General features: G+C 67.3%; 14 protein-coding genes and 1 pseudogene. 6 read left to right on the top strand and 9 right to left on the bottom strand.

Annotation, left to right across the window (positions count from 1 at the left end):
• Positions 1-445: 445 nt before the first annotated feature.
• Positions 446-625, bottom strand: coding sequence for a hypothetical protein (locus tag AB0412_RS24385; protein ID WP_366404696.1), 180 nt, complete (start codon positions 623-625; stop codon positions 446-448).
• 458 nt (positions 626-1,083) lie between these two features.
• Between AB0412_RS24385 and AB0412_RS24380 the strand changes: the two genes are divergently transcribed.
• A complete protein-coding gene (locus AB0412_RS24380; protein ID WP_366404695.1) occupies positions 1,084-2,814 on the top strand; it encodes a S8 family serine peptidase in 1,731 nt (576 codons plus the stop codon).
• 523 nt (positions 2,815-3,337) lie between these two features.
• Positions 3,338-4,090: a hypothetical protein gene (locus AB0412_RS24375; RefSeq protein WP_366404694.1), complete on the top strand. Its 753-nt coding sequence runs from the start codon at positions 3,338-3,340 to the stop codon at positions 4,088-4,090.
• 4 nt (positions 4,091-4,094) lie between these two features.
• On the opposite strand, the gene AB0412_RS24370 is transcribed toward AB0412_RS24375, so the two are convergent.
• The 3 genes from AB0412_RS24370 to AB0412_RS24360 all read right to left on the bottom strand — a co-directional run bounded on the left by AB0412_RS24370 (position 4,095) and on the right by AB0412_RS24360 (position 6,359).
• The gene (locus AB0412_RS24370; protein ID WP_366404693.1) at positions 4,095-4,955 is read right to left on the bottom strand and encodes a thermonuclease family protein; all 861 of its coding nucleotides are present in this window, start codon (positions 4,953-4,955) and stop codon (positions 4,095-4,097) included.
• Between the two features lie 174 nt (positions 4,956-5,129).
• Positions 5,130-5,585: a carboxypeptidase regulatory-like domain-containing protein gene (locus AB0412_RS24365; protein ID WP_366404692.1), complete on the bottom strand. Its 456-nt coding sequence runs from the start codon at positions 5,583-5,585 to the stop codon at positions 5,130-5,132.
• 150 nt (positions 5,586-5,735) lie between these two features.
• Entirely contained in the window at positions 5,736-6,359 is a 624-nt protein-coding gene (locus tag AB0412_RS24360) for a hypothetical protein (protein ID WP_366404691.1), read from the bottom strand.
• A gap of 688 nt (positions 6,360-7,047) precedes the next feature.
• Here AB0412_RS24360 and AB0412_RS24355 point away from each other — a divergent pair.
• A pseudogene (locus AB0412_RS24355) lies at positions 7,048-7,328 on the top strand (transposase family protein).
• 87 nt (positions 7,329-7,415) lie between these two features.
• On the opposite strand, the gene AB0412_RS24350 reads toward AB0412_RS24355, so the two are convergent.
• The 3 genes from AB0412_RS24350 to AB0412_RS24340 all read right to left on the bottom strand — a co-directional run bounded on the left by AB0412_RS24350 (position 7,416) and on the right by AB0412_RS24340 (position 9,203).
• Complete coding sequence (locus AB0412_RS24350; protein ID WP_366404690.1) at positions 7,416-7,610, bottom strand: hypothetical protein; 195 nt, start codon at positions 7,608-7,610, stop codon at positions 7,416-7,418.
• Between the two features lie 117 nt (positions 7,611-7,727).
• Entirely contained in the window at positions 7,728-7,859 is a 132-nt protein-coding gene (locus AB0412_RS24345) for a hypothetical protein (protein ID WP_366404689.1), read from the bottom strand.
• Positions 7,860-8,528: 669 nt separating this feature from the next.
• Positions 8,529-9,203, bottom strand: a complete 675-nt coding sequence (locus AB0412_RS24340) for a hypothetical protein (protein ID WP_366404688.1) — start codon at positions 9,201-9,203, stop codon at positions 8,529-8,531.
• 65 nt (positions 9,204-9,268) lie between these two features.
• Between AB0412_RS24340 and AB0412_RS24335 the strand changes: the two genes are divergently transcribed.
• Positions 9,269-9,616 (top strand): hypothetical protein, encoded by a 348-nt coding sequence (locus AB0412_RS24335; protein WP_366404687.1) that lies wholly within the window; start codon positions 9,269-9,271, stop codon positions 9,614-9,616.
• On the opposite strand, the gene AB0412_RS24330 is transcribed toward AB0412_RS24335, so the two are convergent.
• Entirely contained in the window at positions 9,594-10,256 is a 663-nt protein-coding gene (locus tag AB0412_RS24330) for a class I SAM-dependent methyltransferase (protein ID WP_366404686.1), read from the bottom strand. The two genes, AB0412_RS24335 and AB0412_RS24330, sit on opposite strands and share 23 nt — an antisense overlap.
• A gap of 215 nt (positions 10,257-10,471) precedes the next feature.
• Here AB0412_RS24330 and AB0412_RS24325 point away from each other — a divergent pair, with 215 nt between their 5' ends.
• Complete coding sequence (locus tag AB0412_RS24325; RefSeq protein WP_366404685.1) at positions 10,472-10,729, top strand: hypothetical protein; 258 nt, start codon at positions 10,472-10,474, stop codon at positions 10,727-10,729.
• Positions 10,722-12,050: an APC family permease gene (locus AB0412_RS24320; protein WP_366404684.1), complete on the top strand. Its 1,329-nt coding sequence runs from the start codon at positions 10,722-10,724 to the stop codon at positions 12,048-12,050. Before AB0412_RS24325 ends, AB0412_RS24320 begins: the two co-directional genes overlap by 8 nt.
• 337 nt (positions 12,051-12,387) lie before the next feature.
• On the opposite strand, the gene AB0412_RS24315 is transcribed toward AB0412_RS24320, so the two are convergent.
• The gene (locus tag AB0412_RS24315) at positions 12,388-13,155 is read right to left on the bottom strand and encodes a hypothetical protein (protein ID WP_366404790.1); all 768 of its coding nucleotides are present in this window, start codon (positions 13,153-13,155) and stop codon (positions 12,388-12,390) included.
• Positions 13,156-13,205 lie beyond the last annotated feature (50 nt).

Below are 13,205 nucleotides of genomic sequence, written 5' to 3'. Positions count from 1 at the left end.
CGGGGACTTCGTCCAGCGGGACCAGGTGATCGGGCGCCCGGCGTGCTCGGCGGGCAGGGGCGCCTCGACGTATGTCGGGAGGTCCGGGACGGCCCGAAGGTGGCCGCCTCGGCGGTCCGGCTCAGGCTCCGGCTCGGGAAGGACCTTGGCGACGCCGGCGGGAACAAGGCGGGCCCCTCGGGCTCCGGCTCTCTCCGCGAAGGGAGCGCAGGCAGGCCGGGCGCCGGGGCCTCAGATGCGTGCCTCGGTGACCGGGCCATCCCACGGCCGGACGCCTGGCGCCTGTTCGGCGTCCAGTGCGCACTCCAGCGCCACGGTGAACACCGGCACCGCGGGCGCGTGACGCCCTGGGCGCCGATGTGCAGGAGGGGGCGACCCGCGGCGCGCACCACCAGGCGGCCGTCCCACTCGGGTGGGGCGGCCAGGGCCTCGACAGCCAGGGCGCTCATGACTCGGCCCCTGCCCGCAGGAACGGCGGCAGCTTCAGGACGATCACGTGCCGCCAGCACTCGGAGCCCACGACGAGGACCCCGCTCATCTCCATGTACCAGTCCCGCGACAGGCGGCCGCCGTCGCACGCCCCACAAGGCACCGCGTTCCTGACCTGCACCATCGTGCGCGGCATCGGCGTACTCCGGGACCGCGGTCGGCGGGGTGCTTGCGGGACCGGCCGGAGATCAGCTCGACCGTGGGCACGGCGTGCCGCAGCGGTCCGCCGACACCGGTGTGTCGGGTGTTCTCCCGTACGGTCCGCGACGGGAAACAATGGATGCCCTCCGCCAAGCCGGACACCGGGCTCCTGGCGCCGTAGCGCCCTCAGGGAGATCAACACACAACTGATCGAGTTGCCGCGGTCTTGGGCTGGAGGGAACCTGGTTGTGTTCTTTGCATGCCAGGGAATAGCCGGCGGCGAGGGCCCTGTGCGCTGGACCAACTCTCCCCTGCGACATCGGTCGCTGGCAGGGCGCTCGATTTCGGCGCAGACTCTGCCACGTTCCGCGACAACTCGTCTGCCCACTGGCCGCGTAACGGCGTCACGAGTGATGCAGTGGCCCCGATCGCCTTGATGCAGGGAGAACGCTCATGGACTACAGCAAACTCGCTCCGTCTCTCGCGATGGCCTACGACGAGTACGTCGAGGGGCGCCAAGCACTCGCTGACCACGTGCAGGAAGACCAGATGCCGGGTTTTGTGGCCCCACGGGACTTCGCCAAGCCCGCTCGGGTCGTGGTCACACTGGAGTGTTCTCCGGGCGCTGACTTCAGAGACCTGGAGGGCACTACCGGAATCGAGATCAACGCCGGTGGAGAGAGGGTACGCACGGCCATCGTCCCGCTCGACGACCTGCCGGCCCTGACCCAGTATCCGGGAGTCGAGCGCGTCGCCCCGGCACAGAGGGTCCATCCTCTGATGGACGTAGCCCAGGGCAAGGTGGGGCTCCCCGCCTTCCGGACGGAAAACCAGCTCACCGGCAAGGGCGTCATCATCGGTGTCGTCGATAGTGGGATCGACGCGCGGCACTCGGCATTCGCCGGCCGCATCCTGCGGATATGGGACCAGGAGGCGCGTGGCGGAACAGGTGTGCCCGAAGGTGGGTACGGCATCGAGTACGCCAACGCGGCCGACCTGGTCAAGTCCAAGGACGACCACGGGCACGGCACACACGTCGCCGGAATCGCCGCCGGCTCGGACAGAAAGTTCCAGGGTGTGGCGCCGGAAGCGGACGTCGTCGTGGTCAAGACGAACATGACGGACGTGGGCATCATCGACGGCATCCAGTACGTGTTCCGCCTCGCCCGGGAGCTCGGCAAAGCAGCCGTGGTCAACCTGAGCCTCGGCGGCCACAGTGACCCCCATGACGGAACGGACGCCCTGGCCAAGGCGATCGACGATGAGTCCGGTCCCGGCAGGATCGTCTGCTGTGCGGCGGGGAACGAGGGAGAAGACAACATCCATGCCCAACTCAACCCGAAACCAGGGGAGACGCTGAGGGTGCCCTGTCTGCACAGTCCCGACCCCGACGGTGTCGTCCAGGATCTGTGGTTCAACGGCTGGTACGCGGGCGGCGACGACGTCGAGGTGGCGGTAGCCGCGCCGGAAGGCCTGACCACACCGTTCCAGGGCGTTCTGCCGAACGGCCCGCAGGGCAACCCGAACAAGGTATACCGGCTGGGTCACTGGACGGTGCAGATCGGCACCCCTGGGCTCGACAGCAGGAACCAGGACCACCAGTTCACCGTGCGCCTGATGCCCCCTATCAACGCCGCGGGCTCGCGCACCTGGACCCTACTGGTCCGAGGGAAGAAGGCGGCCCAGCAAACGGCGCGGGTGGACGTCTGGGCTCTCGGCGATGGCAGATTTTCCGGTCCGCATGCCAGGAATTCCATGACGATCGGATCTCCGGGTACCGCGACCAGCGCGATCACGGTGGCTGCTTACACGACCAGGACTCGCTGGGCAGACATCGATGGCACGAGCCGCGAGGCGAGCTGGCTGAAGCCGGACGACATCGCGCCTTTCAGTAGCGTGGGGCCGCGACGTGACGGCAAAGCCAAGCCTGATCTCGCCGCGCCCGGCGCCGTGATCGTCTCCGCGCAGTCCCGCGACTCTAGGAACAGCCGCCGCTGGATGATCGACCAGAACCATGTGGCGATGCAGGGCACGAGCATGGCAGCGCCCTTCGTGGCCGGTGCGGTCGCGCTCCTGCTGTCCCGCAACAAGACCCTCGACCCGGCAAAAGCGCTGTCGACCTTCGCCTACAAGCAGAAGCCCAACGCGGACACCTGGGGGCGTGGCCTGATCGACTTTTCCTAGCTGGCGACGAAGCACGGACACGCGACACGACAACGGTCTGAGTCGCTCGTCGGTATCACGGGACACGGAGGCGGGTGTCTCAGAAACCGGCGTCATAGTTACCCGGGACGCGGTGGCCGAGGCCGTCCGGTCGGCGTTCGAAACGCCGCCGGAGGCGATAGTTGCCGACGACGCTCCAGATAACGCTCGCCCGGCTACATGACAGCGTCATAGCGATCAAGGTCCTCCAGGAGCTGCACGCGCGGCCTCATCGCCCGGGTCGCGGCCGACGACACCTTCCCCTCCAGCGCGGACGCGCTGCGCCGGTGGCGACGTCGTTCGCTGCGCCTGCCTGACGCCCTACGTCTTCCCTCGCGGCTGTCCACGCGCGAGGCAGAGGAGGAGTTGCGCGAGCGCCGTCAGGCGGCCGTGGACGAGCGGAACAGGCACGTGCGGCTCGAGACTGATGATTTCGGAAAGTCCGTGAAGGGCAGGCGACCGCTTAGGTTTCATGAGCTCTCCATACGCGTGCAGGAGCGATGTCATGGACCTACTGCCGGTGGAAATCAAGCTCAATGTCGAGGGCGACGTGGCGGGAGCGATGTCGGCTCTCGGCGCTTCGCAGGGCGCGCTGATGACGCGTCGGATCTGGTTTGCCGAGGACCGGGTCGGTGTCGCGCAGGGGAAGCTACTGCTCCTGGACGGTGGAGTGATCGTACGCCTCAGGATCGGTGGCGGTCAGGATGACTCGGTCGTCAAGTTGCGTCCCTGTACCCGGGAACAGCTGGTCGGCCGGTTCTCCGCCCCGTTCACGGTGGATCCGCTCACGTACAGGATCGAGGAGGACTGGTCGAGGAACGGCCGCGTTCTGGCGGCCTCCCTGGTGCGCAGTCACCCACCGGGGGCATTGCCGGCCGCGGTGACCCAGGGGTCCGATCCCGCCACGCTGTTCGACGAGGTGCAGGACCAGTTCCTGGATGCCTGCGCTCACGACGTCCAGTTCGACGGGCTTGTCGCTCTGGGGCCGATCTCCGCGACGAAGGCGGACGATGTTCCGCTCGAGGACCTGAAGGTCGACCTGGACGCGTGGTCGGCCGCCGGCCTGAACTTCCTGGAGGCTTCGATCCGTGTGAAGCCCAAGGCCGGCGACGACGAGGAGAAGTTCAAGGAACGGGCCGAGCGCCAGCTGCGCAAGCTCGAAGAGGCGGTGCTCGAACGAGGGGTGATGCTGTCCGGGCTCCCCGACAGCAAGACCCACCGGGTGCTCACCGCTCTCGTGGCCGCCGCCCAGGGTTGAAGCGTCAGGCGTCCTCGAAGACCAAGTCCTCGGGCTGGTGCGTCATCCTCACCGTGTGGCCGTTCGTCACCTCGACGATGTGGTGCAGGCCAGCGCGGCGTTCGCCCGTGGACAGGACGGAGTACCGGTCCTGGACACCGGCCAGGAAGCCGGGGTAGCACGACAGCGGCATGGCCAAGCGCAGGTAGTCGACGGTGCGGCGGAACAGCTTGGGGAGGATCACCAGGTCGTCGGTCAGTGAGGCCAGCCCCGTGATCTTCGCTCCGGTGGTGGTCACATCGCTGGCCCACAGGCCTCGGCGGGCCTCGCGTGCCTGCACGGCCACGGCGGCCATTTCCACACGAAGACTGGTGAACAGGCTCCGGTAGAACGTCGGGTAGGCCAGCCCCTCGACGAGCAGATGGTGATTGACCGTCGTCCGCAGCACGGCGACGTCCACGTCGATCTCCAGACCGCTGGTGCCGGGCGGGCTACCGGCGCCAGCCAGGGCGATGCAGCGGCCGTGGACGTCGGCACCGCGTGTGAGGACGAAGCCGGGAACCGTTTCCGGGGTGGTGGCGGTCACGGTCTCGTCCGGTTGCCGCTGAACGTCGACGAAGCCGAGCGACTTCAGCAGTTCGTCGCGTGCGGCGTGGGCGAACTGGAGGGGCTGGTGGTCACGGGACGGGCCGTAATGGGTCTCGAGCGCGTCGACCGCGTCGAGGCGCAGCTTCGCGCGCCCCACCGCGCTGTGCTCGACGGCACGACCGCCGCCTCCACCGACGAGGCTCCACTCGGCCGGGTCGGCGGCCGTGAAATGAACCGTGTCCCCGTCCGGCTGGGACCCCTTGATGTCGTAGAAGCCTTTGATGAGCAGCATGGGCATGGTGACTCCTCAGCAGTGCTTACGTTCCCTCGGGGGCACCCTCGACAAGGGTGCGATGATCCGCGCTGCACGACGTTGCGAGGATCTGTCCGGTACTGCTGAACGAAAGTGCCGTGGATCGGGCGAGGTGGGGATGCGACACGATGGCCACCGGCCGGGTCGGGTGCGGCACCGTCAGGCGTTGTCCTGCTCCGTGAAGTGCTGGAGGAGGGCCTGCTGGATGTGCTGGAGGAACAGGTTGTTCTGCTTGAGCTGGGTCAGCCGGGTAGCGGCGTGGGCGGCGTACTCGGGTTCTTCCACGGCCGAAGCCACGAGGAAGGCGGCGAGGATGTCGATGCCGCGCGCCGTGTCCGCGAAGTGGCCCACCGGGACCAGGCGGCGGTCGAGCGGGACGCTGCCGTCGGAGACCACATTCGTGACCAGCGAGGGCTGCCATTCGTCTGCGTTGGTGAGCGAGTAATGGGTGTCGAATCGTACGGTGACCGTCTCACCGGCGGGTACGTCGACGCTGTACGCGCCGTCTTCGTCGGTGTAGGCGCGGTCGATGAGGGTGAGGTCGGAGCGGTGAACGCTAACCTTGATCATGAAGATCGGCTCGTCCCCGGTGACGGAGCGCACATGCCCGCGCATCTCAGCCTCCTCTCGGACGGGGCTGGATTCTCGTCAACGATGTGCGGGCGCGGCCGAATGCGACGGATGCACGCCTGAGGGAAATGAACGCAACCTCGATTGAAGTGCAAAATTGGGACACGGGAATGCGCCTATCTCGTCGGCGAGTCTTTAGACGGTAACCATGGCGCTGACGGCTTGGTCGGCGCCACCGGGGAGCCCGAAAACTGGGTCGAGCGTGTGCTTCTGCCGAAAGAGCACTACAGGTGCGCCGTCGTCGACGCTCGCGTACGCCTCGTAGTCGGGGAATGCGTTGGTCGCCCCTCTAAGAGACACTGTACGGCTGATCGGATCGATCGTGACGAAGGCATTCATGTCCAAGTCGGGTGATACCGCCCCGGCCAGGGGATTGGAGGCAGCACGGTCGTAGAGGAAGTTGACACAGAACTCGTTCGGGTTGTCGACCACTCCGCCCTCGGGGTCGGGGAAGGTGTTTCCGATGTTGAAGTGATTCAACGACATCCCGTCGGTGCCGGCAGTCGCCGTGGCCAGGACCTCAGCTGTCGCACAGTCCAGTTTCAGCGTTTCTCCGCACTGATGGAAGTCCGTCTCCTGTGGGTCATCCGCCACGAATCCGGACACGACAATGTCTGACGGCACACGGAAACGCTGCTCGTTGGGATCCGAACTGAAGTCCCGGTCGTCGCCGTGAAAGCAGTCATCCAGCACCTGGACAACGGGCATCGGGATGAATGCAACGAACCATATTGCGATCTTATCGAATTCCGCAGCCATATTGTTCTCCGATTCGTGCATCCGTCGTAGAACCACTGACTGTCGTTATGCCAGGGAGAGTCGGCGGGCACGGGACTGGGCGCAGCCGTGGTCACTTGGTGCAGTGCTGCCCTTGAATATCTCGTGGGTTGCAGTCAGCCAAGCGCCCCGTAGGTGACACCTAGCAGGATGTGCAGGCGCAGCAGACGGTCGTAGCGGTCGACCGTGGTCGGGGCCAGGCCGCATTACTGACTCATGAATCCCGGTTCACCGACCATGCTCCTGGACGGAACTCTCGTTCCACGCCGATGAAAGGACCCGAAGTGGCAACCGTTGGCGTCACGCCCTTCACCTACTGAGAGGGCTGCGACGTCCCTCTCCTTCACCATACAACGCCTGCACTCAACAGGCATCTTGACGAACATGGCAAAGCGTGAGCCGCCTAGCTCAATCCAGTCGGCAGGCGAATGTTCGGCGTAGCCGACAGAAGCATCGGCGGCTATACGTCCTGCACCACCCGCTGCCTGGGATCGGACTGTAGGGAGAAATCCTGCCGCCTGCAGTAGTCTGCCCAGCTGTTCCAGTGAGGTTTGCAGCGTGGGCACCGATCGGGTGACTGCGGCGGGGTGGGCGGGCACCACAATGCACGAGGCTCCCGTGCCATTGAGGGAGGTATTCGAAGTCTCAACCCACCGGCACAGGAGCCTCGTTGGTTCCCTATCCTGTCGCACTCGACCTTCCGCATGCCCTGGTCGAGTGGGTCACGATGCTCATCGTCACCCGCGAGGGTGACCGCCGTAAACGGCCTATCGGCGGCGAACTGTCCCCGACCCAGCGCACGATCAACCGAGCACTGGCCCAATTCCGGGCACCCGTCGAGCGCGGGATGGCACGACTGAAGTCCTGGCGCATCTTCCGCCGGTCCCGCGTAAGCCCCAACCGCATGACCGTCATCGCCAAGCCGTCCTCACCCTGGAGAAGCAACGCTGAAAAGGCTCCGTGTAGGCGAGCCGTTCTGCGCCGTGTGCCAGGAGCGGATCAATGCCGTCCTCTTCCCGTTCTTCCCCCGAGAGGCCGTTACTGGAGGCTGAGCCGGTGGAGGTGGAAGGGGTCTGCGGGGCAGGTGTGGATGCGTATGTAGCCGCGCCCCAGGTACACGCCGGTGGGAGTGATGACGTGCCTGAACAGGTCGGGACGGGCGTCTTCCCTAGGAGCCCAGCTCGCCGACGCGGGGTCCCATTCGACGTAGTGCGCGGTCAGCAGCGGGGGCATGGAGGTACCGCAGACGGTGCAGTCGACGGGGCGGGGGTCGGTGAGGTGCTAGGAGGCGAAGCCGCCGACCTTCCAGCCGGGTGCGCGGGACAGGTCGGTGGGGAAGTCCGCCTCCGCCTATTCCTCGTCCTCGTCGAGGAGCTCTTCCTCCCAGGTCTCGATGGCTTCCTGGAGGTCTTCCGGGAGCAGACCCAGGTATTCGCGCTCGGTGATCTGCTCGGGGTGGACCTCGAAGGCTGGGGCACGCACTCGGGTGAGTCGACCACGATCGGCTCGGGCTGGTCACCGAAAACGGTGCCGATTTCGTCGCTGCGGCGCCACTTGAGGACGGCGTCGACACTCTGCTCGGGACCGTGGGCTTCGAAGGGGCACCAGAAGACCTGGAGGAGGCCATGGCCTTCGGGTCCGGTGAGGTCGGGGATGCCACGTGCCCACAGTTGGACGACGGCCAGCATGGGGACGGGGTCCGCATCGCCGATCGGGACGCCCTGGGGGCGGGCCTCGAAGGTGGCGAGGAGCGCGATCTCCTCGTCGGTCTTGTTCCGTCCCTCCGAGGCGGCGCGGATGCGGCGCGCGCGGCGGACGTCGGCGAGCAGATGCCCGTCGCCTTGGAGTGGACGGCGGTGCACACGGCCAGGGTTCGTCAGCCCGCCAGAGCATCGAGGCCCCCCAGAGAGCACAGCGCCCCACCGCCGTTCGCTGGCGGCCGCGTCGGTGACAGATACCGAGCCCAGGTGACAGCTATCGCGCTCTGGCACACAAGACACTTGGTGCAGGTAGGGGCGCCCTTGCCGCATTTAAATCAAACACATGTTTCCATTGAGCAGTGGATTCCGTTTCGCTGGACAGAGCAAGGAAGTGGGTGGGCGGCCGTGACGTACTTCATGGCCGTGGCCTTGCCCAGGCCGAACAGCCGTATCAGCTGGACCGGGTCCGCCGTGTGGCGGGCTTCGTCGTAGATGCGGTCCTCCGCAGTCGGCGCGCAGGGAGTCCAGCCCGTTCGAACACGGTCTTGGTGACCTCGGTGCTGAGCATCGGGCCGGTGGGGTCGGTGGCGGAGATCCGGCTCACGAGGAGGTGAGGGTTCGTGGTCCGTGGCCAGCTGCGGTGGCGCTGCCGCAGCCAGGCAGTGGCCAGGACGGCGGTGATCTCCTCGAGGTACACGTAGTGGTCGGCGCATCCGCGGCGGCGGACGCGCAGCCGTCCCCGCGCCCGATCGAGGTCGTCCAAGAGCAGACGCGGCAGGTCTTCGTGCCTGAGGGCGTGGATGGCCACGAGAGCGATGATCAGCTGGCTCCGGGCGTCCCCGACGCGGTTCAGGAGGTCCTTGAGCGTGTCGCTCGGCAGCGGGGCCGGCAGCCGTGGAGCGGTGGTCAGGGTGATGTGGCGGGCGGGGTCGCGGAAGATCTTGCGTTCGCCGCGCAGTGCGCGGAAGAGCGACCGGAGTGGGGGGTGGATCGAATGCCGGCGCGCGGCTTCGCTCTCTTCGAGGACAGCAGCAATGTGGCTGCTGGTGATCTCCCAGAGGTCGGTGACCCCCTCGGCTGCCCAGATGTTCAGGACCGGGGCGGTGTTGAAGACGTAGACGTACATGGTCGCGTTGGCCAGGGCGGGACTTGGGGGCGGGAGCCCTGGCCGCGGAGGACGTCGATCCACCGGTGGACCGCGCTGTCGAACGGTGCGGGCAGGGAGTCTTTCAGGCGTCGGGCGCGGGCCAGCTCGGCGTCCCGGGCCGGGCCCCCCGGCACGTCGCCTTCGCTGCCTCCGCCCTCTTCGCACAGATCGCCGCCGTCGGGGCCGCGCCGGAGAAACTCGAGGCTCAGCTCGACGTGATGGCCGAACGCGGCGACATCGTCACCCCAGACTTCGATGGGACGGGCGAAGCTAAAAGGGCATCAGACGCGCAGATTGCGCTCGGAGCCGCTGGCCAGGACATCGACGGTGCCGTCGACGGTGGTGTCTGCCGGCGGCGCGGGGTCTCAGTCATCGGGGCAGGGTCTGGGTGACCCGCCACAGGCGGCGGGGCAGGTCGCCTTCCTCGAAGGCGTGGACCTCGTTCAGGGTCCAGCCCTCGGCGAGGGTGTCGACCAGGTCGCGGCCGAAGAAGTGGACCGCGAAGCCGCCGTGCTCGAAGATGTCGTCGCCGTGCTCGGTCCCGGCACCGTAGTGGGCGTCGCCGGTGTGCCGCACGGTGTAGACGAACACCCCGCTAGGCCGCAGGACACGGCGGACCTCGCCGACCAGGGCGTGGAGTTCCTTCGTCGACAGCGCCATGCACAGCAGCATGTGCGCGAAGACCGCGTCCACCGAGTCGTCCGGCAGGGCCAGCGGTTCGCGCACGTCGTGCACCGCGGTGGCCACTCGCTCCTCGACTCCCTGGGAGCGAGCCACGTCACGCAATTGCTCCAGCCCGACGGGGCTGAAGTCGGTCGCCTGCACGGTGAAGCCCTCACGGGCGAAGAACAGCGCGTCGCGGCCGTGCCCGGCCCCCAGCTCCAGAACATTGCGGGCCCCCGCAGCACGGAACACGGCGGCGGCATGGACCGCGGGATCCGACGGCTCCTCGCCGTACATGCCCGGATGGGCGGCGTAGGTGTCCTGCCAGTGCCGCCGCTGGATCTCGGCCAGCTCCTGCTCGTCCGCCACGATGTCTTCCCCTTCGGCTGTGTCCGGGGGCAGCCTAGACGTGCCGGGGCACGGTCAGTGGCTGCGGGGGACGTACATGATCACGGCCATTCCGGCGAGGCAGACCAGGGCGCCGATGGAAGCGGGCGGCCAGCGTCAACGGCGCGTCCCCCACCGTCCACGGCAGAAGCCTGCTCGTCGACCCCGAGGGACACTTCCAGATCCCGGCCGCGGGAATGGAGGACGCCACCCTTGTCGGCATCGTCGACTTCGACCGGGTCGCAGCCGCCCGCGCCTTCGGTACGAGCGGTGACTCCTGGCCCTGGGAGCACTTCCGGGAAGGCGACAGTCGCCTGGAGCTCCCGCTGTACAACGGCCACATCGACCCCGCCACCTGGCGTCCGGTCGTTCCTCCGGAAACGCCCGCCCCACTGCGCCCTGCCGCCCGCAGCGGCGCTGGGACTGTCCTGGAGGGCGGCGCCGGCGATGAATGAGACGACCTCCGTGGGGCTCGCCCCCAAGCTGTCACTGCCGTCCGTGGTGACCTTCGGGCTCGCCTACATGGCGCCCAGCCTCGTGATGGTGCTGTTCGGTGTGATCGCCGCGGCCAGCGCGGGGACCGCGCCGACGGCGTTCCTCATCGCCACCGCGGCGATGTGCCTCACCGCTCTCAGTTACGCCATGATGGCCCGTCACTTCCCGGTGTCCGGATCGGCGTACGGCTATGCCCGCAAGGTGCTGGGCGGGCGAGCCGGGTTCCTCGTCGGCTGGCTCGTCCTGCTGGACTACCTGTTCCTGCCGATGGTCGCCTGGCTCGTCCAGTCCATCTACCTCAACGCACAGTTCCCAGGCATCCCGGTCTGGGCGTGGATGCTCCTCAACGCCGGCCTGACCACGCTGGTCAACATCATCGGCATCTCGCTGGCCGACCGCGTCAACAAACTCCTCACCGCGCTCGCGGTGTTCCTCGTACTGCTCTTCGTCGCCTACTGCCTGATCCACCTCGCGGACCGGGCACCGCAGTCGTACACGGCACCACTGTGGAACGCGGACAGCGGACTGACCGGCATCTCGGCCGCGGCTGCCGTCGCCGCCTACTCATACCTCGGGTTCGATGCCGTCACCACGCTCTCCGAGGAAACCCGGAACGCACAACGGACCATCCCCCGCGCCGTCGTCCTCGTCGTCGCGATCGGCGGTCTGCTGTTCGCCGCAGTCGCCTACATCATGCAACTCCTGCACCCGGGCGGCCAGTTCGCCGACCCGGACATCGCCGGGTACACGATGTCCGTACAGGTCGGTGGCCAGACCTTCGCCGACTGGACGAACCTGGCCGCCATCGTCGGCGGCTTCGCGTCGGGCCTCGCCGTGCAGCTCAGCTCCAGCCGACTGCTGTACAGCATGGGCCGGGACGGCGTCCTGCCACGCCGATTCTTCGGGGCGCTGCACCCCCGGACGCAGACGCCGGTCCTCAGCCTCCTCCTCACGGGGGCCATGTGCCTGACCGGTCTGGACATCGGTCTCCAGACCGCGACATCCTTCATCAACTTCGGCGCGTTCTCCGCGTTCACCGTGGTCAACGTCTGCGTCCTGGTCTTCTACCTCCGCAACCGCGACATCAGTGGCGGCAGCGTCCTCGGCTACGTCATCGCGCCGGCGCTCGGTTCCTGCGTCACCGTCTACCTGATCACCCAGCTGAGTTCGGACGCCCTCACCATCGGACTCACCTGGCTCGCGGCCGGAGTCACCTACCTGCTCTGGCTCACCCGCGGATTCCAGCGCCCCACCCCTGAGCTGGCGCTCGAGAACCGGTGATGCTTCAGCCACCCAGCGACACCACACCACCGCATCGCAGTCACCATGTCCGGCACCTCACCTTGGACGCCGACGGGGATTGGGGGGCCTTCGTGATCTGGCCCAGCACATCATCGACGTTCGTGCCTGGATCGCCCGTGATCATCGCCGTCGAGTACTGGGTCACGCACCAACTCCCGTCAGCGCGCTGACGATGACCTACACACCCGCACCTCACCCGCCCCAAATACCTCGCTCGTCCTGCAGAACCGCCTTCTGGACCATTGCTGCCGCTCCGAACAGGTGCGGGGATCGGACTTTGCTTGAACTACAAGAGTTCCGACCCCCACGGCGTCGCTTACCTGACGGCGACGTAGTCCCCGCTCGACGACTTCGCCCCGGAGGTGGAGTTCCCGTAGTACGCCCACCGCCAAGTCCCTGACCCGGTGGCCTTCACCGTGGTCCTGAGCGCCCCCGTACTGCTCGACGTCACCTTCTTGACCGTCGTGTACGAGGAGGCACCCGCCGCCTTGAACTGCAGACTCACCGTGCGGCCCGTGTACCCCTGGTACGTGTGGGTGTCCCAGTTCGCCCGTGTGACCCGCCCGGTCACGGTGATCGTCTTCCCTGCCGTGACCGGCTCGGGCGACGCGTTGGCGGTCACGCGAGTGGCCCGCTTGACCTGCAACGGGAGGTTCAGATCGTCAGTGTCGTGGGCGTCACCGGCGAGAAAGACCCGCGCGGCGGTCTGCCAGGTGCCGGCGTCCTCGTTCCCGAAGTCATAGTCCCGGGGGTCGATGTAGAGCCATTCCTTGAAGTCGCAGATCCCCTTCGCCCTGTCCACGACCTTGCAGTCGCTGGTGATCACGGAACTGTGCAACGTGTCTCCCGCGTCGGGCTTGCCCCGGTAGGGGAACACCGTCGGTCCGAAGTCGTACTTGAGCGTGGTCGTCATCCGGAAGACCGCGGGCACCTCGACCTCCTCCTTGACCCCGATCACGATCGGCTTCCCGCCGTTCACCGCGACCCGGGAGAAGGAGACCCCACCCTCCGCCGCACCGGCCGGCACCGCCGTCACACCTGTGACCACCAGGGCCGCTCCACCGGCTACCACCGCGCTCCACATCGTCTTCCCCACGGACAAGCCCGTCCTCTCCCAGCAGCCTGGACCGAGCG

This window comes from Streptomyces sp. NPDC052012 (genome assembly GCF_040689265.1).
Classification (GTDB): Bacteria; Actinomycetota; Actinomycetes; order Streptomycetales; family Streptomycetaceae; genus Streptomyces.
This window is presented reverse-complemented; position numbering and strand designations above follow the sequence as displayed.

Excerpts from the sequence above, each read along its gene's own strand:
- AB0412_RS24375 (WP_366404694.1), top strand. The coding sequence starts at position 3,338 with ATGGACCTACTGCCGGTGGAAATCAAGCTCAATGTCGAGGGCGACGTG.
- AB0412_RS24360 (WP_366404691.1), bottom strand. The coding sequence starts at position 6,359 with ATGGCTGCGGAATTCGATAAGATCGCAATATGGTTCGTTGCATTCATC.
- AB0412_RS24350 (WP_366404690.1), bottom strand. The coding sequence starts at position 7,610 with ATGCCCCCGCTGCTGACCGCGCACTACGTCGAATGGGACCCCGCGTCG.
- AB0412_RS24385 (WP_366404696.1), bottom strand. The coding sequence starts at position 625 with ATGCCGCGCACGATGGTGCAGGTCAGGAACGCGGTGCCTTGTGGGGCG.
- AB0412_RS24315 (WP_366404790.1), bottom strand. The coding sequence starts at position 13,155 with ATGTGGAGCGCGGTGGTAGCCGGTGGAGCGGCCCTGGTGGTCACAGGT.
- AB0412_RS24365 (WP_366404692.1), bottom strand. The coding sequence starts at position 5,585 with ATGCGCGGGCATGTGCGCTCCGTCACCGGGGACGAGCCGATCTTCATG.
- AB0412_RS24370 (WP_366404693.1), bottom strand. The coding sequence starts at position 4,955 with ATGCCCATGCTGCTCATCAAAGGCTTCTACGACATCAAGGGGTCCCAG.
- AB0412_RS24320 (WP_366404684.1), top strand. The coding sequence starts at position 10,722 with ATGAATGAGACGACCTCCGTGGGGCTCGCCCCCAAGCTGTCACTGCCG.
- AB0412_RS24325 (WP_366404685.1), top strand. The coding sequence starts at position 10,472 with ATGGAGGACGCCACCCTTGTCGGCATCGTCGACTTCGACCGGGTCGCA.
- AB0412_RS24340 (WP_366404688.1), bottom strand. The coding sequence starts at position 9,203 with ATGTACGTCTACGTCTTCAACACCGCCCCGGTCCTGAACATCTGGGCA.
- AB0412_RS24380 (WP_366404695.1), top strand. The coding sequence starts at position 1,084 with ATGGACTACAGCAAACTCGCTCCGTCTCTCGCGATGGCCTACGACGAG.